Annotated in this window: 28 protein-coding genes and 1 pseudogene; 18 read left to right on the forward strand and 11 right to left on the reverse strand. The window is 64.5% G+C overall.

The window, feature by feature from the left end; all coding sequences use genetic code 11:
* Position 1: 1 nt before the first annotated feature.
* The gene (locus GFY24_RS11090) at positions 2 to 877 is read left to right on the forward strand and encodes a DMT family transporter (RefSeq protein ID WP_153804923.1); all 876 of its coding nucleotides are present in this window, start codon (positions 2 to 4) and stop codon (positions 875 to 877) included.
* On the opposite strand, the gene GFY24_RS11095 is transcribed toward GFY24_RS11090, so the two are convergent.
* Together GFY24_RS11095 and GFY24_RS11100 are read right to left on the reverse strand one after the other, a co-directional pair.
* Positions 874 to 1,455, reverse strand: a complete 582-nt coding sequence (locus GFY24_RS11095; protein WP_153804924.1) for a DUF4126 domain-containing protein — start codon at positions 1,453 to 1,455, stop codon at positions 874 to 876. The genes GFY24_RS11090 and GFY24_RS11095 overlap by 4 nt on opposite strands.
* Before the next feature lie 7 nt (positions 1,456 to 1,462).
* Positions 1,463 to 2,587, reverse strand: a complete 1,125-nt coding sequence (locus GFY24_RS11100) for an AI-2E family transporter (RefSeq protein ID WP_228566190.1) — start codon at positions 2,585 to 2,587, stop codon at positions 1,463 to 1,465.
* Positions 2,588 to 2,808: 221 nt separating this feature from the next.
* Here GFY24_RS11100 and GFY24_RS11105 point away from each other — a divergent pair, with 221 nt between their 5' ends.
* Complete coding sequence (locus tag GFY24_RS11105; protein WP_194852822.1) at positions 2,809 to 3,468, forward strand: phosphate uptake regulator PhoU; 660 nt, start codon at positions 2,809 to 2,811, stop codon at positions 3,466 to 3,468.
* A 134-nt stretch (positions 3,469 to 3,602) separates the two neighbouring features.
* A complete protein-coding gene (locus tag GFY24_RS11110) occupies positions 3,603 to 6,158 on the forward strand; it encodes an MFS transporter (RefSeq protein WP_153804926.1) in 2,556 nt (851 codons plus the stop codon).
* Here GFY24_RS11110 and GFY24_RS43195 read toward each other — a convergent pair.
* Together GFY24_RS43195 and GFY24_RS11120 are read right to left on the reverse strand one after the other, a co-directional pair.
* Positions 6,064 to 6,348: an Imm7 family immunity protein gene (locus tag GFY24_RS43195; protein ID WP_309230765.1), complete on the reverse strand. Its 285-nt coding sequence runs from the start codon at positions 6,346 to 6,348 to the stop codon at positions 6,064 to 6,066. The genes GFY24_RS11110 and GFY24_RS43195 overlap by 95 nt on opposite strands.
* Before the next feature lie 260 nt (positions 6,349 to 6,608).
* The gene (locus tag GFY24_RS11120; RefSeq protein WP_228566191.1) at positions 6,609 to 8,003 is read right to left on the reverse strand and encodes a DUF1254 domain-containing protein; all 1,395 of its coding nucleotides are present in this window, start codon (positions 8,001 to 8,003) and stop codon (positions 6,609 to 6,611) included.
* Here GFY24_RS11120 and GFY24_RS43635 point away from each other — a divergent pair.
* The 3 genes from GFY24_RS43635 (at position 7,995) to GFY24_RS11135 (ending at position 10,917) form a co-directional block, all read left to right on the forward strand.
* Entirely contained in the window at positions 7,995 to 8,843 is an 849-nt protein-coding gene (locus GFY24_RS43635) for a transposase (protein ID WP_375336024.1), read from the forward strand. The two genes, GFY24_RS11120 and GFY24_RS43635, sit on opposite strands and share 9 nt — an antisense overlap.
* 377 nt (positions 8,844 to 9,220) lie before the next feature.
* Positions 9,221 to 9,832 carry a TetR/AcrR family transcriptional regulator gene (locus GFY24_RS11130; RefSeq protein WP_153804927.1) on the forward strand — a complete coding sequence of 204 codons (612 nt, stop codon included), beginning with the start codon at positions 9,221 to 9,223 and terminating at the stop codon, positions 9,830 to 9,832.
* 317 nt (positions 9,833 to 10,149) lie between these two features.
* The gene (locus GFY24_RS11135) at positions 10,150 to 10,917 is read left to right on the forward strand and encodes a 2-phosphosulfolactate phosphatase (RefSeq protein ID WP_153804928.1); all 768 of its coding nucleotides are present in this window, start codon (positions 10,150 to 10,152) and stop codon (positions 10,915 to 10,917) included.
* 151 nt (positions 10,918 to 11,068) lie between these two features.
* On the opposite strand, the gene GFY24_RS11140 is transcribed toward GFY24_RS11135, so the two are convergent.
* Both GFY24_RS11140 and GFY24_RS11145 read right to left on the reverse strand, forming a co-directional pair.
* Positions 11,069 to 11,470 carry a hypothetical protein gene (locus GFY24_RS11140; RefSeq protein ID WP_153804929.1) on the reverse strand — a complete coding sequence of 134 codons (402 nt, stop codon included), beginning with the start codon at positions 11,468 to 11,470 and terminating at the stop codon, positions 11,069 to 11,071.
* Positions 11,467 to 11,982 (reverse strand): DUF1772 domain-containing protein, encoded by a 516-nt coding sequence (locus tag GFY24_RS11145; protein WP_153804930.1) that lies wholly within the window; start codon positions 11,980 to 11,982, stop codon positions 11,467 to 11,469. Before GFY24_RS11145 ends, GFY24_RS11140 begins: the two co-directional genes overlap by 4 nt.
* A gap of 83 nt (positions 11,983 to 12,065) precedes the next feature.
* On the opposite strand from GFY24_RS11145, the gene GFY24_RS11150 reads away from it, so the two are divergent.
* Together GFY24_RS11150 and GFY24_RS11155 are read left to right on the forward strand one after the other, a co-directional pair.
* Positions 12,066 to 12,659, forward strand: coding sequence for a TetR/AcrR family transcriptional regulator (locus GFY24_RS11150; RefSeq protein WP_153804931.1), 594 nt, complete (start codon positions 12,066 to 12,068; stop codon positions 12,657 to 12,659).
* A 72-nt stretch (positions 12,660 to 12,731) separates the two neighbouring features.
* Entirely contained in the window at positions 12,732 to 13,169 is a 438-nt protein-coding gene (locus GFY24_RS11155) for a GNAT family N-acetyltransferase (RefSeq protein ID WP_309230718.1), read from the forward strand.
* Positions 13,170 to 13,632: 463 nt separating this feature from the next.
* Here the strand turns inward: GFY24_RS11155 and GFY24_RS11160 are convergent, their stop codons facing one another.
* A complete protein-coding gene (locus tag GFY24_RS11160) occupies positions 13,633 to 13,941 on the reverse strand; it encodes a hypothetical protein (protein ID WP_153804932.1) in 309 nt (102 codons plus the stop codon).
* A 450-nt stretch (positions 13,942 to 14,391) separates the two neighbouring features.
* On the opposite strand from GFY24_RS11160, the gene GFY24_RS11165 reads away from it, so the two are divergent.
* Together GFY24_RS11165 and GFY24_RS11170 are read left to right on the forward strand one after the other, a co-directional pair.
* The gene (locus GFY24_RS11165) at positions 14,392 to 15,273 is read left to right on the forward strand and encodes a helix-turn-helix transcriptional regulator (RefSeq protein ID WP_194852823.1); all 882 of its coding nucleotides are present in this window, start codon (positions 14,392 to 14,394) and stop codon (positions 15,271 to 15,273) included.
* Complete coding sequence (locus tag GFY24_RS11170) at positions 15,266 to 15,463, forward strand: DUF397 domain-containing protein (RefSeq protein WP_309230719.1); 198 nt, start codon at positions 15,266 to 15,268, stop codon at positions 15,461 to 15,463. The genes GFY24_RS11165 and GFY24_RS11170 overlap by 8 nt, the downstream gene beginning before the upstream one ends.
* Before the next feature lie 51 nt (positions 15,464 to 15,514).
* On the opposite strand, the gene GFY24_RS11175 is transcribed toward GFY24_RS11170, so the two are convergent.
* Genes GFY24_RS11175 through GFY24_RS11185 form a run of 3 tightly spaced genes read right to left on the reverse strand, consistent with a single transcriptional unit; the run spans position 15,515 to position 16,474 of the window.
* Positions 15,515 to 15,865, reverse strand: a complete 351-nt coding sequence (locus tag GFY24_RS11175; RefSeq protein ID WP_153804934.1) for a DoxX family protein — start codon at positions 15,863 to 15,865, stop codon at positions 15,515 to 15,517.
* Positions 15,866 to 15,896: 31 nt separating this feature from the next.
* Positions 15,897 to 16,187, reverse strand: coding sequence for a hypothetical protein (locus tag GFY24_RS11180; protein ID WP_153804935.1), 291 nt, complete (start codon positions 16,185 to 16,187; stop codon positions 15,897 to 15,899).
* 53 nt (positions 16,188 to 16,240) lie between these two features.
* Complete coding sequence (locus GFY24_RS11185; protein ID WP_153804936.1) at positions 16,241 to 16,474, reverse strand: hypothetical protein; 234 nt, start codon at positions 16,472 to 16,474, stop codon at positions 16,241 to 16,243.
* Between the two features lie 223 nt (positions 16,475 to 16,697).
* Between GFY24_RS11185 and GFY24_RS11190 the strand changes: the two genes are divergently transcribed.
* The 5 genes from GFY24_RS11190 to GFY24_RS41070 all read left to right on the forward strand — a co-directional run bounded on the left by GFY24_RS11190 (position 16,698) and on the right by GFY24_RS41070 (position 19,724).
* Positions 16,698 to 17,414 (forward strand): hypothetical protein, encoded by a 717-nt coding sequence (locus tag GFY24_RS11190; protein WP_153804937.1) that lies wholly within the window; start codon positions 16,698 to 16,700, stop codon positions 17,412 to 17,414.
* Positions 17,411 to 17,707, forward strand: coding sequence for a hypothetical protein (locus GFY24_RS11195; protein ID WP_153804938.1), 297 nt, complete (start codon positions 17,411 to 17,413; stop codon positions 17,705 to 17,707). The genes GFY24_RS11190 and GFY24_RS11195 overlap by 4 nt, the downstream gene beginning before the upstream one ends.
* Entirely contained in the window at positions 17,680 to 18,192 is a 513-nt protein-coding gene (locus GFY24_RS11200; protein WP_153804939.1) for a zinc ribbon domain-containing protein, read from the forward strand. Before GFY24_RS11195 ends, GFY24_RS11200 begins: the two co-directional genes overlap by 28 nt.
* Positions 18,193 to 18,204: 12 nt before the next feature.
* On the forward strand, positions 18,205 to 18,774 hold the full coding sequence (locus GFY24_RS43305; protein ID WP_309230720.1) for a response regulator transcription factor: 570 nt from the start codon (positions 18,205 to 18,207) through the stop codon (positions 18,772 to 18,774).
* Positions 18,775 to 18,845: 71 nt separating this feature from the next.
* Positions 18,846 to 19,724, forward strand: coding sequence for an SGNH/GDSL hydrolase family protein (locus tag GFY24_RS41070; protein WP_194852824.1), 879 nt, complete (start codon positions 18,846 to 18,848; stop codon positions 19,722 to 19,724).
* Between the two features lie 87 nt (positions 19,725 to 19,811).
* Here the strand turns inward: GFY24_RS41070 and GFY24_RS43640 are convergent.
* Positions 19,812 to 20,144, reverse strand: a pseudogene (locus GFY24_RS43640) (DUF4862 family protein); the annotation flags it as partial.
* Here GFY24_RS43640 and GFY24_RS43645 point away from each other — a divergent pair.
* The 3 genes from GFY24_RS43645 (at position 20,056) to GFY24_RS11220 (ending at position 21,870) form a co-directional block, all read left to right on the forward strand.
* Positions 20,056 to 20,328, forward strand: a complete 273-nt coding sequence (locus GFY24_RS43645; RefSeq protein ID WP_228566230.1) for a bile acid:sodium symporter — start codon at positions 20,056 to 20,058, stop codon at positions 20,326 to 20,328. The pseudogene GFY24_RS43640 and the gene GFY24_RS43645 sit on opposite strands and share 89 nt — an antisense overlap.
* 85 nt (positions 20,329 to 20,413) lie before the next feature.
* Positions 20,414 to 20,821, forward strand: coding sequence for a hypothetical protein (locus GFY24_RS11215; RefSeq protein ID WP_153804941.1), 408 nt, complete (start codon positions 20,414 to 20,416; stop codon positions 20,819 to 20,821).
* A gap of 266 nt (positions 20,822 to 21,087) precedes the next feature.
* A complete protein-coding gene (locus GFY24_RS11220) occupies positions 21,088 to 21,870 on the forward strand; it encodes a DUF6319 family protein (protein ID WP_153804942.1) in 783 nt (260 codons plus the stop codon).
* The last annotated feature ends 46 nt before the right edge of the window (positions 21,871 to 21,916 follow it).

Below are 21,916 nucleotides of genomic sequence, written 5' to 3' on the forward strand. Positions count from 1 at the left end.
GATGAGTAAGCGCGGTTGGGTGCTGTTCCTCGCGATGGGCGTGATCTGGGGCGTACCATACGCCATGATCCGGGTCGCGGTCGGCGACTTCGATCCGGTGGTGGTGGCCTTCGGGCGTACCGCGCTCGGAGCGCTCGTGCTCCTGCCGATTGCGCTGTACACCAAGGTTTTCCTACCGGTGCTGCGGCAGTGGAAATGGGTGCTGGTCTACACGGTTGTGGAGATCACCGGTCCCTGGCTGTTGATCGGTAAGGCCGAGACCACCCTGACCAGCTCCACGGTCGGTCTGTTGATCGCGGCCGTACCGCTGATCGCCGTGGTCGTGGTGACCAGACTCGGCCATGAGCGCCTCGATGCCCGCCGCATTACCGGTCTGATGATCGGCTTCGCCGGTGTCGCCGCCCTGGTCGGTCTCGATATCGATGTCTCGGATCTGGGTGCGCTGGCGGCCATCGCGGTGAGCGCGGTCGGCTACGCCTTCGGTCCGATCATCATCGACCGCAAGCTCACCGAGCTACCCCCGATCGGCGTGGTGACGGCCTCACTGGTCTTCGCCGCAGTCATCTACCTGCCATTCGCGCTGTGGCGCATGCCTTCCCACTTCCCGGCCGATGCCACCTGGTCGGTGGTGGGTCTGGGGCTGCTGTGCACGGCACTGGCCTTCGTGGTCTTCTTCGCTCTCATCGGTGAGGTCGGCCCGGCCCGCGCCACCGTCATCACGTACATCAATCCGGCGGTGGCGCTGCTCATCGGCGTCACCATGCTGGGTGAACCGCTGACCGCCGGTATGGCCATCGGCTTCCCACTGGTCATCCTCGGTTCGATTCTGGGCACCGCGCGTTCGCGTCAGGAGACCCGCGAGCCCGCGCCCGCCTAGGCGGTGGTCTTGCGGCGTCGTCGGCGCACCAACCGCACCGCCGCCCACACCAGGGCCAGCACGGCCACCACCGCCAGCACCGGGACCAGGATCGCCAGAAAGACCAATGCGATGCTGGCGATGTCCTCGAGCGTGGAGAGCACCGGCGCGGCCACGCCCGCGGTGGCGACATTGGCGACCGGTCGCACCGTCGACTTGGTGAGCGAAACCGTAAGTGCGGTAATCACTCCGATGACGACCGGTACCCACTGGCCGGACTGTGCGAACGCGCCGGGATCGGCCACGGCGGAGGTCTGCGCCGCTGTGCCGGAACCGAATACGATGCCGCCCGCCGTCGGCCGCACGAAGGTCTGGACGATGTCGTTGGCACTGTCTAACGCCGGAATCTTGTCGGCGACGACCTCGACCACGAGCAGTGCCGCGACGATCGCCATCACCCAGCCGTTGCCCAGCCAGGCCCAGCCCTGCGGCAGGGTCACCAGATCGGTGAACCGCGAGAGCAGGCCCAGCGCCAGTAGCGGGATATAGGCGTTGAGTCCCGCCGCGGTCGCGAGCCCGAAGCCGGTCAGCAGTTCCATGGCTGCATTATGAGTCCGAGGGCGGGGGTGTTTTGTCCGGGCTCGCCGGTACTTGCCGGTGCGCCTTGGACATTCGGCCGCGGCGTTCGATGCGCGGGTCCTCGGTGACGTCGTAGCGCTTGACGTATTCGCTCAGGAACGCCTGCAGGGTGGCGGTCGCGGGGATGGCCAGCAGCGCCCCCACCGCGCCCAGCAGCGCGCCGCCGACGATGACCGAGAGCAGCGCCACCGCCGGATTCACATCGACCGTGCGGGCGGTGATGCGCGGCTGCAGCACATAATCCTGAATCCACTGGTAGATCACCACGAACGCGATCACCCAGACCGCGTCGACGGGTTTGATGGTGAGCGCCACCAACACCGGCAGAATCCCGGCGATATAGGTGCCGATGGTCGGCACGAACGAGGCGATGACGCCGAACCAGATGCCCAGGGCGAAGGCGTTCGGCATTCCGAGCAGCCACAGGAACGCGCCGTGGATGACCGCGGAGATGACCGCGAGCAACGCGCGCGAGTAGAGGTAGCCGCCGGTCTTGTCGATGGCCAGGTCCCAGGCATGCAGTACCGCACCCTGTTTGGCGGGCGGCAGCAGTGCGCAGACCGAGCGCCGCAGCTTGGGTCCGTCCGCGGTCATGTACACGCTGAAGAGCGCGATGGTGATCACCTTCGCGAACCCGCCGAGCACCGTATTCGACAGTCCCCACACATTGTTCGCGGCGTGCTCGGCATAGGCGTTGAGGACATCGGAGTCCTTGAAGAGCCGGTCCCGGAGTTGATGCACGGTGAAATCCTGGTGAAAAGTGTGATTGACCCAGGACACCAATTCGTCCAGTACGCGCGGTAATTCGTCGAGAACATTGCCGACGGTCTGCACCATGAGTATGCCGAGCGTCACCAGGAATCCGATGGTGCATGCGAAAACGATGATGAATATCGCCGCCGTGGCGAGGCCGCGATTGATGCCGCGCCCGGCCATGGCATCGACGGCGGGCTCCATGGCGAGGGAGATGAAGAAGGCCACCGTCATCATGACGGCGATGCCGATCAGCTCGTGAGCAGCCCAGTTGACCAGCTCGAACAGGCCGAGGAAGGCGAAGGCGAGCACCATGGCGCGGGGGAGCCAGGCGGGCATGCGGCTCTCCGGGGGCGGGGTTCGGATGGACGGTGATTGGTCGGCCACGTCTCAGTGTCTGCCACCCGGTAGGCATTTCGGGGTCCGACGCACCGGTGCCCAGCTGATGAATACGACTGGTCGGTTGGTTATTTTCTGATGACATGGCCGAGACGCATTCGGGCGGAATGCTTTTGCCGCGATATTGTGCAGTTGTGTGGGCGGGCGGACAAGATATGCGAGTGCGGACGAAATTCTCCATCGAGCTCATGGCGTTGACCGATGAGCTGGCGAATATGGCTCGGTTGACTCATGAGTCGGCCGAGCGTGCCTCGGTGGCGCTGATAGGTAGCGATCTCACCGCCGCCTACGAGGTCTTCGCGCTCGAGGAGCAGGTGCAGATCGAGCACGCCAAGTGCGAGGACCGGTCGGTCCTACTGCTGGCCCTGGAGGCTCCGGTGGCGCGCGACCTGCGCCACGTGGTGACCGCCATGCAGATAGCCGACGATCTACTCGGCATTGCCGGAGCGCTGAGCCGGGTCGCCGATGTGGTGGTGCGCCGCTATCCGAAGCCGGTTGCGGTGCAGCCGATCGCCGAGATGCTGGCGGAGATCTCCACGGCGGTAAGCGATCTGGTGGACATCGTGGTGAGAGTCATTGCCGCACAGAGCCCGCCGCGCGATCAGGTGCTGGTGCACCGCGATGAGCGGCTGGACCGATTGCGGGTGCAGGCCGCCGAGGCCGCCGCCGACTCGGGTTGGCCGCACGGTTCGGCCATGGCCATCGATATCGCCATGATGGCGCATCACTTCGGGCACTGCGTGGATCACTCGGTGCGGATCGGCCAGCTCATTCGCTTCTTCCACAGCGGGATTCCGCTGTACGCACAAGTGGAGGGGTAACCGCCTCATAGCGGGGGTGTCCGGTCAGGGGCCGGATCGGTAGGGGTACGCTGCCCGAATTGCTTCATGGCGAGGTCTTTTCGAGTAGCACCGCACCTTTTACGGACACCCGAAATCCGACAAGGGCCCCAAACATGACGAATACCATCACCAAGCCGCGGGTTATCCCGGCGGCTTCGGATTCCGGTGAGAGACAGGCACTGTCGCACCGGCAGATTATGACCATTTTGTCCGGTCTGCTATTGGGCGTGTTTCTCGCTGCCCTGGATCAGAACATTGTCAGCGTGGCGATCGTGCGCATCGCCAACAGCCTGCACGGGTTCGATCAGCAGGCGTGGGCCACCACCGCGTACCTCATCACCGCGACTATCAGCACCCCGCTGTACGGCAAGCTCGCCGACATCTACGGCCGAAAACCCTGCTACCTCATAGCCATCGGGGTATTCGTCATCGGCTCTGTGGCGTGTACCTTCGCCACCACCATGTACCAGCTCGCGGGATTCCGTGCGCTGCAAGGTGTTGGCGCGGGCGGGCTCATGTCGCTGGCCTTCACGATTATCGGCGATATCGTACCGCCGCGTGAAAGGGTGCGCTACCAGGGCTATTTCATGATGGTCTTCGGTATCGCCACGGTGCTCGGCCCCGTGCTGGGCGGCTTCTTCTCCAATGCCGATCACCTGCTCGGCCTGGAGGGCTGGCGCTGGGTGTTCCTGGTCAATGTCCCCGTCGGCGTGCTCGCCATGCTGGTCGTGGCCCGGGTCCTCGACGTGCCGTTCCCGCGTCAGCGCATTCGCACCGACTGGCTGGGCGCGATAACTCTCACCGCCGCCACCGTACCGCTGCTCATCATCGCCCAGCAGGGCCGGGACTGGGGCTGGCGTTCGGATCGCGCGCTGCTCTGCTACGCCATTGCCGCCGGCGGGTTCGTGCTCTTCCTGATCGTCGAATTCCTGATGAAGGATGCCGCGCTGATTCCCTTGCGGCTTTTCCGAAGTGGCACCTTCAGTCTTGCCATCATCGGCGGATTCATTGTGGGCGTAGCCATGTTCGGCGCGATCGTCCTGGTACCGCTGTATTTCCAAGTCGTGCGCGGTTATTCGCCGACCCGCGCAGGATTGTTCATGCTGCCATTGGTGGTCGGCATCATGATCGGCGCGCAACTGGCCGGACTGGTCACTAAGTTCACCGGCCGCTACAAGGCGCTCCCGATCCTGGGTTCCCTGATAATCGCGCTGGGCTCGGTGCTTTTCGCCCGCGTGCACTACGACACCGCGCTGTGGCAGCCGCTGGTGTGCTGCGGCATCATCGGCTTCGGCCTCGGCGGCTGTATGCAGACACTCGTCATCGCGGCTCAAAACGCCGGTCCGCGTGCGGATATGGGCGTCTCGACCGCGTCGGCCACGTTCTTCCGCCAGATGGGCGGCACGCTCGGCGTGGCCATCTTCCTGACCATCCTGTTCAACCTGCTGCCCAAACGGATCCTGCACGCCTTCGGCGGTGAACTCCCGCCCGGCTTCGACGCCGGGCAGCTGGGCCGAATCCAGAGCAATACCACCGGAATAGCCGCGCTGCCGGACGAGTTGCGGGTGCCGATCCTGGTCGGCTTCACCGACTCCATGGCCGTAGTGTTCTACGTCGCCGCGGCGGTGGCGGTGCTGGCCGCGTTGGTGCTCATGTTCATGAAAGAGATTCCGCTACAAGAGAGTCCGGTGGCGGTGGTCGCTGACGAGGTGGTCGGCGAGCACGACTCCGACCTCGACCTCGACCTCGGCTCCGATTCCGACCTCGGCTCCGAGCACGGCTCCGATTCCGACCTCGACCGGGACTCCGGCTCCGATCCCGACTTCGACTCCGATCCGGAGCCCGAGGAGAAGCTCCGAATCGTGGAGCCCACCGGAATCGCCATAGCCGGCTGCGTACACCGCGAAGACGGCAATCCGATCCCCGACGCAGTCCTGACCCTGATCAACCAACGCGGACACCAGGTTTCCCGCGCCCTAGGCGATCCCGACGGCTCCTACACAATCGGCGCACCCCGTGCCGGCAGCTACGTACTCATAGTCTCCGCACACGCCTATCAGCCTGCGGCCGTAACCATTACGGTCGCCCGCCGCCCCCACCAACTCGATATCGCACTGATCGGCTCCGGCGAGGTATCCGGCACAGTCCGCTCCGCAGGCCGATCAACCCCCCTCCCCGACGTAACCATCACCCTCACCGACCCCCACGGCGACGTAATCGCCTCCACCACAACAACCTCCGACGGCACTTACATCTGCCGAGGCGTCCTACCCGGCACCTACACCCTGGTAGCCGTAGCCGACCACATGCGCCCCACCGCAACAACTCTCACAGTCCCCGAAACCGGAATGCTCCGCCAAGACATAGAACTCCTCCCTCGCGCAGTCCTCGCAGGCTCAGCCAGCACCGACGCCGGCCAGGCAGTCCCCGACGCCCAAATAACCGTCCTGGACGAAGCAGGCGACCTGATAGCGGTAACCCGCACCGACGACACCGGCCACTACATAGTCCCCGACCTGGCAGACGGCCGCTACACAGTAATGGCCCGCGGCTACCCCCCAGCCTTCAGCCGAGTCACGGTTGTCGACGGCGAGGTGGCGCACGATGTGATGCTCGGCTACGAACGTGACCGCGTCGATTCCGTTGCGGCATCCGCCGATTGGATGTAACGGCCGGGGCACTCGAGGCTCGTCGGGAGCAGTCATTCACGCGGAATTCGGTTGCGTGGACGGGATCTTCATCGTCGTGTACGTACAGCAGCCCATACGATCCCGGCGCGAGCTGACCAATCCTGCAGAACGTTTTGATCAGCTGATCGCCTTGGCTCCCACGATGATTCGGGTGCCCGCCCGTATGGATGTAGTAGGGGGTAGCGGCTCATCCGGCGGAAATCCGGTGGTAGGCATTCACTCGTCGAGCGGCGCTGCGGCCCCGCCGCTGAGAATTTCGGCCGCGGCTGGGCCGGTGTGCGACACGACAGCTCCCGGCCGGGCGAGCGGTGCTCGTTGGTTCAGCTCTGGTTGTGATGGTTCGCCAGTTCTTCGGTGAATCGGCTCCGGAACCCACGATGAACGGCGTCAGTGCACTCACATCTGGCAGAGAACACTCCGGCCGAACAGTCAGGACATCGGTTTCAGCTCCGGTGGTTGCCAGCGACCATCGGCGGCCTCGGGCTTTGGCGCGTAGAGCCGCATTGTCAGGCTGAAGGCACCGGAGACCGGAATCGGCAGCCAATTGCCCGGTGGCACTGCCGATCCGGGGTTCGCGTTCTGCACCGCGATCTCCACCGAGCCGTCCGGGCCGTGCACGGGCGGGATGGGATGGCCGACAACAAAGATGTCAGCGGGGTTATCCACCAGAAAATGGTCGGCGTCATAGGCCGTCAGCGACCAGAAGGCATTGACCGGCGGTAGCCCGCCCGGCTCGAATCGGAGGCGGAATCGGCGCGGCGTGCCATTGTCGTCGGCGATCCCCTCGTAGGTCGGATACAGCACATCTCGAGGCAGATTCGTACCCAAGCCTTTCAAGGCGGCAGTCGCCCGAAGCCGATAATTTGTGCCGAAGAACCCCAAGTTGCCGTAGAAGTGCCAGCCGTTCACGGTGCGCTCGGCCGGGTCGACATAGGAGCGCATGGCCTTGCGGGCCGCCGCAGCAGCGGTATCCAAATCCGTCAGGCGCAGCGAATCCACGTTGCCGCCGGGCTTGATCCCGATAGTGGCGAAGCGCTTCATGGCCGGCGCGTCCGCTGCGGCAGGCGCGTCGATCGCCATGAGCTCGCAGAGCCGGTCGAAGAATCTGCGGGCATCGAGGGCTATCACATCCACCGTGGGCGTGTTGCTGAGAGTCGCGGAGGTGAGCGGCAACCCCGGTGTGGGCGCGGCCGGATCGGCCAGCCAGGTGTGCAGCGGGGCCAGCCGCATACGCTCCTGAATGGCGTGCACGGCAGGCAGATCCGCGGGACCGTTGATCTCGATGCGGCTGAACAACGCCGCGGCCTGCGTGGGCATCGGCAGATGAGTGAGACCGGCGGGTACCGTACCCGACCACTTCGGACCGCTGATCAGATAGGTGAAGGGCGGTTCGGCGTGGCCGGTACCCGAATGCGAGCTGCTGGGGTCGTGCAGGGTATTGGTCCAGGCGTCCAGCACCTGAAGCACCCAGTAGCGGCCGGGATCCATCGGGGGCACCTGCAGCACCATGGGCTCGGTGGCCAGGTCCAGCCACGCCAGCGAGTAGAGCGTGTCCACGCTGCCCTTGGGCAGGAGGCGATTCGCAGCCGAGACCAGGGTTTCGCTGTGCAGGAACCGGTTGACGGGACCACTGGCATCCGCGATGGCTTGCAGCAATACGAGCGGATATCCGAAAACATATGCGTCGGCGGCGATAGCGACCACATCGGTGTTCGATAATGTCGGCGTGGTGGAAGACCCGGAATCCCGGCTGCACGCGGCCAAGGAGAGCCCGGCGGCTGTGGCCAATCCGAGCATGGCGCGACGACTTATGGCGTGGTCCATTATGTCCAAAACGTATCAAAAAAAGTGCCTGAACAGGTCTTGGCGCGAAGTTCATCGCCAATTCATTCCCCGACCTCACGACAATCTCAGTCGGGCGTGGTGGATCTGACGGTCGGCTTGATTCGCCCGGACACCAAGCGCATTCGCGTCATCTGCGAGGACCCCAGGCGCGGCGACAGCTCACTGCATACGGTGCGTTCGGACCGGGTCAGTTACGACGGGGCGCTGTCACCGCCGCGCAACGCGCTCGGTCTGGTCAAGCGGATCATCCGAATGTTGGCCTGTTCCAGCGATTTCTGGCTCCACGACTGCTGGATCGTCGACTCCACCCCGGTGCCGTGCGGGATGTCGCGGCCGACGGTGAAGCGCTCGGACCTGGCCGGGTGGGCCGGATACGGTTACTGCGCCTCGCATTCGCGCTTCTACTGGGGGTTGAAGCTGTATCTGGTGTGTACTCCGACCGGCATGCCGATCCTGTGGGCTCTCGCCGACCCGAAAATCGGTGAGCGCGAGGTCCTTTCGGCCATGCTCGAGGTCGAGGCCGGCGTCGTTGCCGAGCACGACGGGATCTTGCTGGTCTGCGACGAGGGCTTCGCGGGCCGGGAGTTCGAAACGCTGATCGGTGAGTACGGGATCACGATGCTGCACCCGTCACGCGAGCATGAGAAAATGCGGTTCGGTGAGCCGCTGTTGAAGAAGGTGCGGCAGCTGATCGAGTCGGTCAACGACACGTTGAAAGGCCAGCTCGACCTGGAAAACCACGGTGGACGCAGCTTTCAGGGCGTCGCGATCCGCGGCGCCCAGCGGGTGCTGGCGATGGCCGCCGCGATCTGGTTGTAGATCGCCTACGACCACTGACCAGGGTTCGGACTTACTCGTCTAGCGTCGGTGTCCGACAACGAGATCAGCGACGCGCTCGAAGCCCTGTGGGGTGATTCGGCGGTAGCGCGAATCGACCTGGCGTTTGCTGCCCCGACCAACCTCGATGTGGTCGGTACCGCGCATAGCTTTCCGAGTCGACCCACCGCCAGCCGGTCAAAACGCCTGGTCGCCATTCGAGTTACCGCACATAGTGGGGCTGCTATGTGCGGTAGGCGTCGTCGCAACCTACGCCTGCCCGCATTGCGAAGTCAGTCAGCATTCCTGCGGCGGCCGCGGAGAAGCTGACCGAAACGGTCCGGATCCTGAAGCGATCGAAGCAGCGAGAGTTCAACGTCATGACTGGTCCGATCGTCACCGTAAGCAAGTTCCCAGACGATCCGAACGTCTACGCGACGATCAAGAAGATCCGAGGTGGCCACCCCTGCAATGTCACTGCCTTCCTCCCTCGCATCCCTCTAAAGAACGATCGATTCCTCGACATCGCGAGCGCAGCCGATATCGGTCGGGCGACCCTGTATCGGTACTTCCCCAGCCGCGACGTATTGGTCGCCGCGATGGGCGACGCCGTACTCGAAGACCTCAGCTCGAGACTCATCGAAGCCGATCTGGACTCTGTTCCGGTCCCCGAAGCGCTCGCGCGGGTCAGCAGGGCCTTCATTGGAAATGGCAAGTACGTGGCGTTGATCCGAGGCGCGGATGACGCATGCCTGAACTCGGAGGAGATGGATCGCCGCGTCACCAAGCCGATCCGCGACCTGCTTCAACGAGGTATTGATACCGGGGTACTCCGCGACGATCTGTCGGTCGACGTACTGGTGACGCTATCCGGCGCACTGCTGCGGGCAGGCATCGATTTGACGGCAACCATCGGCGCAGAGCGGGCAGGTGCCACCATCACCTCCCTCTTCCTCGACGGCACCAGGTCATCCCGCACACCGGAAGCCTGACCAACGATCCGGGTTTGTCGAATCGCCCCCGGTACGGCATCGGCGATCTCCTCACCTGACCGAGCGAGAACCTCCACCCAGACTCGACATCGTCCGGCGCCGTCAAACGTCCTACACTCCCGCATACGTCGCTGACCGAACCGGCCAGCGCAGGCAACGGAAGATCAACGGGCAGAGTGCCATACGGCCGCCGCAGTGCACGCTATTGCCGACGAGCAGGTCCAGCCGACTCAATGTCGTTCAGCGCACCTGTCTGATCTTTGACACACTGACCTGCTGATCGAGTTTTGTGTCAGGGCGTGGGGAAGGGATCGAGGATGTCCGAGTTTCCGGATTGGTCAAGGCAATTGGGATCGGGTATCCGATTCGATTGGGGATTGGCGGGCGCACAGGCGCTCGGTCCGCAGAGCGCAGCTGTCGTGGTGGTGGACGTATTGTCGTTCACGACAGCGGTTTCGGTCGCGGTCGACGCCGGGACCCGGGTCTTGCCGTATCGGTGGCGCGATGGCAACGCTGCGGAATTCGCCGCCGAGCAGGACGCGGAGTTAGCAGTCGGTCGCACGGCTGTCTCGCAACAGCAGCCTTGGTCGCTGTCTCCCGCCGCACTGCGCCGCGCGACCGCTCCCGCGCGCCTGGTGCTGTCCTCACCGAACGGATCCGCGATTTCCGCCGCTGTGACTGGAATTCCGGTGATCGCGGCGTGCCTTCGTAACGCCTCGGCGGTCGCCGACTGGATTGCTGGACAGGGCTGGGGAACCGAGCGGAAACCCGTTGCGGTAATCGCTGCCGGTGAACACTGGCCCGGCAGTGGTGCTATACGGCCCGCGGTCGAGGACTGGCTCGGTGCCGCCGCGGTCATTGCCGCGCTCGCCGAACGTGCCACCGGTCCACTGTCTCCGGAGGCATCGGTCGCTAAGGCCAGCTACGACGGTATCGATGACGTCCGTGCGTTGATCCACAATTGCGCGTCCGGTCGAGAACTTGCTGCGATCGGATTCAGCGATGATGTCGCCATCGCGACCGAAATCGAAACCAGCAAGGCTGTGCCGATATTGGTCGATGGAGCCTTCACCCACGCATCGTGAAAAGGCACTTGCACATCCGCTCATGCCGCGTACCGCGCTGTTCGGAATGGCCAGAGCGCCGCTGCGGAAGATCAACGGGCCCCGGTCATCTGGCCCTGGCCGAACGCACGCTACTGCCGAATATCGTGCATTGTTGGGGAGTTGTGGACGGCTATCGGTGCGTCGGGTGGCCCGGCTTGATCCAGGTCAGCAGTGCGGCGAAGGCGAGGGGTGCGGCCGTCTGGTAGCCGATCCACAGCTCGCCGGCCGCGGGGTTGGCTTGTTCTGCGAGCAGCAGGGCTGCCGCCGTCACCGCGATCCAGCCGGTGTCGTAGGCCACCATCAGGCGCAGGTAGGTGCTCACCGGTCGGCTGCGGAGGTATCCGAGTTCGAAGCCGCCGCCGAGGAAAAGTGAGAGCCCGCAGGCGATCAACAGCCAGGGCTCTACCCCGAGCTGATGACCCAGTCGTCGGGCTCCGAGGGTGTACGCGCCCGCGAGCAGCACTTTGACTGCGCCGTCGGCGATGATTCCCAGGGTTCGTCCGGTGACCGGCATGGCCCGTGCGCGAGTCATCGGCGCCCCGGAGCCGGGGAAGCGGGGACGCGGGCACTCGTTCGGTGGCTGTCGGCGGTTGTGGAACCGATGGCAGCGGTGATCACCAGGGCGAATGCGATCAGGGCGCAACCGGTTCGGGTGAAATGGAACAATTCCCAGCGGCGCAGGATGTCGGTGTAATCAGCGGGCAACGCGTCTGCCCGCCAGCGCTTGATCTGCTGATTGATCGGCACGTTCCCCCAGCGGGTCACCACGAACGAGGCGATCACCAGCACCGCGGCGCTCGCGGCGACCCAGCGTTGTCGACGCGGCGATAGCATCGCGAACAGCAGTGTGCTCAGCACCGCCAGACCCATCAGTGACTGCATAACCGGCCCGTTGACCCGCATCAGCGCGATGTGGAAGGTGAACCGAACATCAAGGGGCACTTCACGAAACGCGTACAGCACGTTCACCGCGCCGTACCCGAACGCACCGGCGAGCAATCCAGGGAACAACAACGCTGCTCCCCGAACGAATTTCGACAGCATCGACACTCCACTCCTATCGCAACACCGAGTTGCGATATTGTCAGCATGCCCACCCGTCGCCGATATCGCAACTAGGAGTTGCAATGAGTCCGTCTGCGCCCTTGGGTCGTGGGCCCAAGGTCCGTACCGCCGTACTCGCCGCGACCATCGACGAGCTGAGCGAACGGGGCTACGCCGCGTTCACGATCGAAAACGTCGCCCAGCGCACCGGAGTGCACAAAACCACCGTCTACCGGCGATGGCCTGATCGCGAGACCCTGATCGCCGAGGCGCTGGCCGACAGCATCGCCACCGAAATCCCCGTCCCCGACACCGGTTCGGTCGGCGAAGACCTGCGCGCACTCGCGCGCAGCCTCGTCGCGTGGGTCAACAGCGCCTCAGGCAGAGCGGTGCTGGCAGTAATGGTTTCCACCGCCGCGGGCCTGCCGGCGCCACCGCTGTCCGCTCGGCACGTCTTCCGCGACCGGATTCGCCACACTCTGCCGGTCGTGACGCGCGCGATCGCCCGCGGAGAGATTCCCGACGGCACGAATCCCGCAGAGATGATCAAAACGCTTGTGGCACCGATCTATTTCCGCGTCCTGATCACCGGCGAGCCGGTCGACGACAACGCCGCCGACACGGCCGCGGCGCTGACACTGACAGCCGCACGCGCCCGCCTGTTCACAGACGACTGAATGTCCGCTCCTGCCGCATAGTGCGCGACTCGAAGAGGGCGGTCGTCCTGGGCGAGCAAGTACAGTGCCGAGGTGGCTGTCACCGTGGAGATTCTGACTGAGGTCGACGACGAGATCGTGGAGGCTTTCGAGCGGCTGCTGCCGCAGTTGTCGCAAACCGCCCAGCGATTGGATCGAGAAGCTTTGGCGCAGTTGGCCTCTACGGAATCCACTACCGTCCTGCTCGCGCGTAGCAGTGGAAAGATCGTCGGGACATTGAGCTTGGTGATGTTCCCCATCCCGTCGGGCCTTCGAGCACGGGTTGAAGACGTGGTGGTCGACGAGGCGGCTCGTGGCCAGGGCATCGCGGCGACGCTGATCGAGGAAGCCAAGACCCGAGCCACGGCCGCCGGCGCGCGCACGTTGGATCTGACCTCGCGAGCATCCAGGACGGCGGCCAATCGCCTGTACGAGCGCCTGGAATTCCGGGCGCGCGAGTCCCGTGTCTATCGCTTCGCTTCAACCGAGTGACCGCACCCGACCATCCGCAAACGCACTACATTGCCGCATCCCGCGCTGACCAAACCCGCCAGTGGGCACCTCGGAAGATCAACGGGCCGTGCGGTATCCGACGCTGGCTGGACGCACGCTTCGGCCGAATATCGTGTGGGCCGCTGGCGAAACTGGCCTGAGCGGTCAAAGATCATAGGTAAGGCAGCGTATTTGCCGTCATGGTGGGGTTTGTGACTGCTCAGGCCGCGTGAACTCCCTTCTCGCGCAAGTGAAACGACATCGGCCGGGTAAAAGCGGTGGCGAACTTCGAGATGTCTCCGCCATCGGTGCTTGGTCGGTGCGGTGTTGGTGAGCAACAAGGTCCCGATTTACTCCGCTGGCATGATCTGCGGGGCCGCCGACCATGCGGACGATGTGATGGTGGGCTGAGAACGCGGCCGCGTCGATTCCGGTGCCGCGTACGGTGATTGGATGTGGCTGCCTACGGATGCGGTGGCTCGTCGACGTAGTTCGCGAACGGAAGCGACAGCGGATCGACCTGCATCGCCGCCGCTACCTCTCTCAGCAACGCCTCGAACCCGGCAACCTGAGGATCGCCGAGCACATCCTCAGGCCGGGCCTGTGCGGTGAAACGCACTACGCCGCGGGGAAAATCGGGCCGCTCCCGATATGCACCCGGCCCACACCATTCGACCCCGGCGTTCGCGGAGCCCGGAGCCGACAACTCGGCGAGGTACGGCCACACCTCTCCGCCATCCCATAGACACGTGAATCCACTGTCCCGCACCATCGTTGATATAATGAACGTCCGCCCGGTGGTATTCCGGCGCCGCGTGACAGCCTGCGGCCTCGGCGCGGAGTCAGGCGGTGGCATGACGGGCTCGGGGCATCACTGCGGCCACCGCCATCAGGTGTAGACGCTCTTTCGTTCTGCAGTCCGGGCGGACGCAGTCTCGATGCAGCTCGCGTGCGATATCCGCTGTGGCAGCGTCCATATCGCCAGGGTCTACGTCGTGGAGGAACAGCTTGGCTGGAATATCCCCGGTTGTCATCACAACCTCCCAAGTCGATGCGATTGAGATTCCGAGCGTGCACCCCGAATGGCCTGGAGCCCTTCTGAATCGGAAGATCCGGATCGGATCTTCCGAAACCCCAGGAGACCTCCCGTTTTGTATGCGAGCATCGTTCCGGAATGGAAGGAAATGCTCTTCCGAAATGGAAGGAAAGTACGATGCCGAGTGTGGGTCAGACGTTGCCCCTTCATCAACTTGGCCGACGCCTACGGGACTGGCGTGACGATGCGGGCTACAGCTTGGAGAAGGCGGCGGGAAAGCTGCCCGGGATGAGTCAGACCGCCCTGCATCGTCTGGAGAAGGGGATGAAGGCGAAGCCGAATCCCCGTGATGTCAGAGCGATCTGCGAACTTTACGGTGTTCCCGAGGATCTCATCGACGGCGCTGTCGGGCTGGCAATGCAAGCCGCACAGAAGGATTGGTGGTGGCACGCGTATGGGGGCGACATCCCTGAGGATTTCGATGTGTACGTGGCTCAGGAAACCGCTGCCGAATCCATCTACTCACACCAGCCGAACCTGATCCCCGGCCTTCTTCAAACACCAAGTTACGTCCTAGCTCTCGCGCAGGAGTCCCTGCCGGACGCGGGGCCTGAGAAGTTGGAACGAATCGTGGAGGTGAAGACACATCGCAAGGCGATCCTCACCCGTCCGAAGCCGGTGATGATGGATGTGGTCATCAGCCAGGCCGCGTTGCACCACCGAGTTGGCGGCGCCGACATCATGGCAGCGCAGCTGCGGCACCTCACCGAAATGACCGCTCTTCATCCCAATATCACTCTGCAAGTCCTGCCGTTCGAAGCAGGTTTCCCCGGCGGAGTCAGCATGCCGCCGTTCGTAATTCTCGACTTCGGAAGGACTGCGGAGGGGAATCCGATTGAACCTCGCACCATCTTCTTGGAGAACGTGGTCGGCGGGATCTACCTCAGAAAGCCCGATGACGTGAGCTTGTACGATCGGGCCTACCACAGGATGAAGCAAGCAAGTCTCGACGCCGGGGCCAGTCAGATCCTGGTGACTCGAGTAGCGAAGGAGTACGACCGTGGGTAACGAACTATGCGGCGTGACGTGGTTCAAGAGCACCTACAGCCAGGCGCAGGGAGAATGCGTCGAAGTCGCTCATCTCGAGTCCGGCCGGGTTGGCGTTCGCGACTCCAAGAATCCGAGTGGACCCGCGCTCGTCTTCCCACAGGGTGCTTGGGACGCATTCCTGGCCGGGATCATGAGCGGTGAGTTCTAGCGGAAGATGCGTGAAACCCCCGGAGGCTCCGGGGGTTTCGGGGGAAGCGGCTCAGGCTGCTGCGATTCCCAGACCGATGGCTACTGCGGTGGGGATCAGGTAGAGCAGGGGGAAGGGGACGGTTTTGTAGGACTTGGCGCGGATGTTGGTGATTACTGCGCCAAGGAAGTAGAGGATTACGCCGGTGGAGGCGGCTATGCCGAGGGGGAGGAAGAAGATGCCGGCGATCATGCCCAGTGCGCCTGCGGCTTTCAGGAGGCCGAGCATGGTCCACCAGGATTCGGGGACGCCATATTGGACCAGGGGGTCGGTGACGAAGGTTGCGCGGGTGAGGAGGGAGTAGGCGCTGTAGCCGACCCAGGCTGCGGCTGCGATGGTGACGATGATGTAGGCGATATGCATTGTGGTGTCCTTGTTTTCGAAGTCTGGTGGGTTAGCGCTCGTCGATGATTTCGCCGGTGTGTGCGATGATCTCCGCGGTGAGGGCGGTGGTGTCGCCCCGTAGCGGCCAGCCGCGGGAGCTGCCGAAGGCGGCCAGCATCTGCTCGGCGGACTCCCATCGCCAGGTGTCGGCGTAGCTGCCGCCTTCCAGGCGGGCGAGTCGGGTCTCCGTCAAACCGGCTGTGGTGCTGCGTATTTCGTCGATTAGTACGGCGCGCTGGCGTAGTAGTTCGCACATCTGCTCGGGCTCGACGCGGTAGATATGGATCCGGACAACCGGCATAGGCGGATGGGTCCTCTCGACGGGCTTCGCTGTCCTGGTGACAACGAATAGCCTCACATCGGGCCGGACTCCGAGGTAGTGCGCGAGCCATCGATAGCGGATGCGCTTTCCACGGCGGGAGCCGTGCATTTTGCATACTCGGTGATGGGAACCGCTGCCGTGAGCCGGAATTCGTGCTCCACCACCTGTGCGTCGAAGGAGCCGCCCGCATCGACCACACGGGCGCGCATATTGCGCAATCCCTGGCCGGGAATGCGATCCGCCGGGACGCCATCATTGCGAATCACCAGGTGCAACTTGTTGTTTCGCTGCCGACAGCTGATTTCGACACGGGTCGCGGTGCTGTGGTTGGTGGTGGCTGTCGGTGGTAGTGATTATTGCTTTCGGTGCGGCACACCGCGTTCCATGCTGATTCGGGCGATTCCGGGCACACTCGACCGATATCGAACGTGTTTTCGATTGCCGAGTTAGTGTTCTGTCGATGGTCGCCTCTGGGTGAGCTCACCGGTTGTGAGTGCGCTGCGGGAAGCATGCAAACTATCGACGATGACGCGAGCGGAGGTGGAGCGCAGCATGATGCGCACGTACCAGCTTCCGGCAACGGCGAACTCGAGCAAGCTCGCGGCCGTGGCCGATGTGCTGCCGTGGTGGCAGCGAGGCCTGGTACATATCCAGCACCTGCAGGTGCGGCGGTTGCGGGCAGGGGAGCTGACCCTAGGCTGGTTAGGCGGTCCGGTCGCGAAGGGGTTGCCGTCGTATTTGTCGGCGCGGCAATGGAAATCGGTAGTTAACCAGGCCAACGCGGCTCTGGAAGGCTGGCGGGCCGCCGCAGTGGTCGGGGTGCGGGACCTGATTCGCGGTCTAGACATCGACGGTGATCTTCGGGTTGTGTTGTACCGCATCAACCTTCGTCAAGGGTGGTGGTGTGAGCGGCTGATCCTCGACGCGAAATCCGGCGTCGAGGCCGAGCCCGAGGCATTGCGCCTGTGTCGGGAGTTGATCGGGAGATGGTTGTGGACTCACCCGTTTCCGAACCTGAGCCGGGTACGGACGATGGCGATGGACGGCCCGATCGCGACGGTCGAGGTCGCCACCAGCGCTCATGCCGACTATTGGGTCCGTGTCTCGACCCTCGCCCCAGGCTGTCCGGTAAGAATCCCGTTGCACGGCTACGACTATTTCGCGACCGCCCCGGACTGGTTCGCAATTTCTGCCAAGTCACTGTGACCGAGAACGGCGCGGTGTCGTTTGCGTTGGTGAAGAAATCAGCGGCGGCTCAGGTTCGCGAGACCGGTGCTTCGACCGGTCTGGATTGGGGTGTGGTGAGTATGTTCACTACCAGCACCGGCCAGATCCTCGGGCGGCACCTGTACAGCTGGTTGGCTGAACGTGATGGTGAGGTGATCGCGTTGGCGGCCGCACTGCAGCGCAAGGCATCAAACCGTCGGAGTCGAAAAGGTTTCGGGCTTTCACCGCGCGTATCCGCGCATACGTGCGTAACGAGGTCGGTCGCCTGCTGAACCAACTCGCCGCACAAGACATTCGGGAAATCGTGGTCGAGAAGCTCGATTTCCGTTGCGGCGGATTGAGTAAGCGGTTGCACCGGATCGTGTCGCGAGCGGGTCGGGTGGCGGTCACTGCGAAACTGGCATCGCTGACTGAAACCGCTGGGATCACCGTGACCGAGACCAATCCCGCGCACACCTCCCGCGCCTGCTCCGGATGTATCTATGTCGATGCGCGGAACCGGACCTCGCAGAAGCGGTTTCGGTGCCGGTTCTGCGGCAAGAAGCTCCTGGCCGACATCAACGCCGCCCGCAATATCCTCGGACGTTCCGGGGTTCAGGGTGGCTGGCTGTCGTGGTCCAGGGATCGGGTACTTGCGCAGTTGGATCGGGAATTCGCCGCCCGGTGGCGGTACGACCCGACCCGGTTGCGGGAGCGTCCCACCCCACGCGGTCGCAGTACCGCTGCTTCGCCACCGGCGAAGTCAATCGCGGCCTAGGAACACACTTCCGTGGTTTCGAATACTGTTAGGAGCGAGTTCGCTCGGGACGATATCGAGGTGGTGGCCACCCTGGACGACGGTGTGGCCATCGCGGCCACCGCCATTGCCGAGCGGGCCGACCTCGCCATCGTCGATATCGACCTACCGGGCAAGGACGGGCTGGCCGCCGCCGCCGAACTGCGCGAACGCTTTCCGTCATGCCGGATATTGATCCTCACCGCGCTCGCCAATCCCGGCAATCTGCGCCGCGCCATGCAGATCGGCGTCGGCGGATTTGTGCTCAAACACAGTCCGCGAACCGAGTTGCTGGCGGCGGTCCGCACGGTGGCGGCGGGCGGGCAGGTGCTCGATTCGGGTCTGGCCTCGGCCACCCTGCGCGGTCCGGGCAATCCGCTGACCGAACGCGAGATCGAGGTGCTGCGGCACTGCGCGGCGGGCGCCGACCCCAAGGAGATCGCCGGTCGCCTGCACCTTTCCTACGGCAGGGTGCGGAACTACCTGGCGGCCGCGGTCACCAAACTGCAGGCCCGCAATCGGATCGACGCGGTGCGCCTGGCCACCGACGCGGGCTGGTTGTAGCCGACCGGCGCTGCTAGGTTCTGAACGCCAGTCCAGTTCACCGTCGAGGTGAAGGTTCACAGGAGAGCCACTTGAAGATCACACATGCCTTCGTGACGATCGCCGCCATCGCGGCGGCGCTCCCGGTGGGGACAGCGCAGGCCGCCCCCACGGTCAACGAGTATGTGGCGCTGGGTGATTCATGGGCAGCCGATGCCACACTGAGCCAGGTCACCACCGCCTTCGCACCTGTGAATTGTGTGCAGAGCGCACACAACTACGCCAAGCAGATCGCGTCGGCGCTGTCCGCGCCGGTCTTCCGGGACGCCACCTGCGGCGGCGCGGTCACCGCGAATATGACCGCCCCGCAGTCCACCCCGATCGGCACCAACCCGCCGCAGTTCGACAGCCTGACCGCCACCACCGACCTGGTCACCCTCGAGATCGGCGGCAATGACGCCGAATTGGCCGCCACCGTGAGCACCTGCGTCACCGCCGATCCGACCGCGACCCCGTGTCTGGACAAGCTGGTCGTCAACGGCCTGGATCAGATGTCGGAGAACATCGCGCGCGCCGAACCACGCGTGACCGCCACCATCGCCGGTATTCGTGAGCGCGCCCCACACGCCCGCATCATGCTGCTCGACTATTTCGAGGGCGTCAGCCGCACCGGCGGCTGCTTCCCCGCCATCCCCATCTCCGATCCCGACGCGATGTGGTTGGGCAGCAAGCTCTTCGAACTGCACAGCATGATCGCCCGGGTCGCGGCCCGGACCCGCGTCGACTTCGTGGACACCTACACCGGTAGCTCGGGCCACGACGCGTGCCAGCCGGTCGGTACCCGCTGGGTCGAAGGACTGGTCCCGTTCTCCGGCAACCCGGTCGGCCTGGCGGTGCCCTTCCACCCGAATCAACTGGGCGCGGACTACCAGGCCCGCCGGGTGCTCGAGGTGCTGGGCGCGAGCAGCTGAGCGCAGCACCGCGAGCGATCGAGCCACCATGGCCAGCCGGGTGCGGACATCGGCCCCGCGGGGTGCGGACACCTCGAGCCCCCGCAGTACGGGGCCTGGCCCGATGGCGCGCAGGGTGGCGGCGATCCGGTCGGGAGTCAGCAGCGATCCCGGACAGACCGGGCTCGGTGGCACGTGCGTGTCGTCCCAAGCGCGGCCGTACAGCGTATCCACCGGAGCGCAGCCCGAGAAGGTCACCGCCGCAAGCACTCCGGCGGCACCGGCCACGCGGACCTGTGTGGCGGCGGCGTCCGGATCGCGCTGTTGGGCCACCGACCGGCCCCAATTAACCATGACCCAGCTGCTTTCGCGGGCACTGCGTTTCGAGCGCGCCGACCGTATGGTCATGGTGTTCTGCGGTGCGCAGAAGAGTCTCACCATCGGCCTCCCGTTGTCGGCGATCCTCTTCAGCGGACCGCCGGCGGGTGTGGTGATCATTCCGGTGATCATCTATCACCGGTTCCAGCTCATTGTGTGTTCGGTACTGGCCCGTCGCTATCAACGGACCGGAACCGAAGACGACACGCCTGACATCATGGAACGACACGCGGGTCAGCTGCGGTAATCTTGCGCGCGGCTAACTAGCGGCAACGGCGTTGCGGGGGTGGCTGGGACTTTTGCACGGAAGTGCGCGGTGGAAAGGGAGATTCATGATCGCCCCCTACCTGAGGCTCGTCGGTGTTCTTGGTGGATGCGCGGCTGTGCTGGCAGGTTGTGCCCGGGCGGGCACGCCGACGGCGGGAGTCGAGGGCTCCGACAAGTCCGAATTGACACACAGCACCGCGGAGATGCAGCGCAGTGCGTTCGTCACCGGTTGCGGTGGCACCCCGGCGGGCTGGCAGGCCACCGCGGTGGTGAGCAATCGGGATCAGGTGGAGCATCGGTACCTCGTGGTGATCAGTTTCCTGACGGCGGAATCCACCGTGCTGGAGCGCACCAGTACCGAGGTCACCGTGGCGCCGGGCGCGACCCAGGACTTCACCACCGAGACGCTGCTCGATCCGGTCACCCGGCCGCAGAGTGTGCGCTGCGTACTGCGCGGCGTCGAACAGCTCTGAGCCGCACCGGAAACCGCGCCGCACTGTGAAACAGTGTCGTGCCGCACATATGCCGCGGTGCCGGGCTCGGAAAGTTGCGCGTGTCGGGTGCTGTGCGCCTACGATCGGACCGCCGGCCATGCTCGGTGGGCCGCACGAGTCGGAATTGCCAGAAGTTCACTGACCAGTGCGTCGGTGGCGGTGCGAATTCTCCGGATGTGGATTTGTCGGTGCCATGGGGCATGCTCTGTGCACGCTGATGTCCAACCGTCCGCCCGGAGAGTCCCATGTCGTCCCGTAGCACCAAGCCACAGCCCTTGTCGGAGACCGAGATTCGGCAGATTGCCGAGCAGATCGATGCCGGCCGTCCGCCGAGTGTGTGGTTCACGGCGGCAGCGGTCGGAGTACCGGAAGGTCGTTCCGGCAAGGTGATCTCACTCGGTGATCCGTCCGAGGGTGATTTCCTGCAGGTCAAGCCGACCGGTTCCAAAGATGTGCTTTCGTTCGGCCCCACCGAGGTGACCCTGACCAAACCGGCCCGGCAGCAGCCCGCCGCCGGTGCGAAACAGAAAACGGCAACCAGGAAGGACTCCACCGTGACGATGCCGTCGCCCGCGACCATTGCCGCAACTCCGCCGACCGCTCCAAGCACGCCGCCTGCCCCGAAACCTGATCCGGCACAACCAGCTACCGATTCCACCGCGCCGGCGGCGCCGTCGGAGGCCGCCAAGGCCGCCGCCAAACCTGCCGCGGGTGCGTCGGCCGCGCGCCCCGCGCGTAATGCCGCCGCCGCCAAGAAGCCCAAGGATCCCGAGGTCGTGGTGACGCTCAGCGGCACCGCCGACGGCGAATGGACCATGGACGTCGTAAATGGCAAGAAGCGCACCATCAAGGGTCTGTCCGTACCCGGCTCCGCCGTCTCACAGGCCGCCAAGATTCTGCATCCCGAGGTCGCCGAGGTGGTCGACGGTGTGCTCGAGGCGGTGCGACTGACACAGCGTGCCAAGGTCGAGCAGCTACAGGCCGAACTGGAGAACGCCCGCCGACTCCTCAACGAGCTGGCCGGTTAGCGTTCCGCCACAGGGGATTCCGGATCCGGAGCATTGGGAACATTGC

The sequence above is a fragment of the Nocardia sp. SYP-A9097 genome (assembly GCF_009649815.1).
Lineage (GTDB): Bacteria > Actinomycetota > Actinomycetes > Mycobacteriales > Mycobacteriaceae > Nocardia.